Origin of the sequence: Salifodinibacter halophilus (genome assembly GCA_012999515.1) — a bacterium.
In the GTDB taxonomy this organism is placed as follows: Bacteria; Pseudomonadota; Gammaproteobacteria; order Nevskiales; family Salinisphaeraceae; genus Salifodinibacter; species Salifodinibacter halophilus.
Window position 1 is genome coordinate 1 of record JABEEB010000265.1, and the last position, 270, is coordinate 270.

1 protein-coding gene is annotated in these 270 nt (G+C 65.9%); it reads right to left on the reverse strand.

The genetic code is table 11. The annotated features are described in order from the left end of the window. On the reverse strand, positions 1-168 hold a 168-nt coding region (locus HKX41_11595), incomplete at its 3' end, for a hypothetical protein (GenBank protein NNC24776.1). Positions 169-270 lie beyond the last annotated feature (102 nt).

Below are 270 nucleotides of genomic sequence, written 5' to 3' on the forward strand. Positions count from 1 at the left end.
GTACTTGCCGCTGCTGGCCTTCTGGATGCGCTGGCCGTGCACTTCCAGGCCTTCCACGTCCTTGGCCTGGGGAGCCGGGGCGGGAGCGGGCGCGGCGAAGCCGGGCAGGCTGATGACGAGGGCGAGCGCGCCGGCGAGCGGCGACACGACGAACTTCGTGGTCGACATGAGAATCTCTGGGGGACAGGAAAAGGCGGCGGCCCAGGGGCCGCGTCAGGCCGCGATACTAATGAGATGGATTCTCATTTGCAACGAAAATTGAACGGGGAG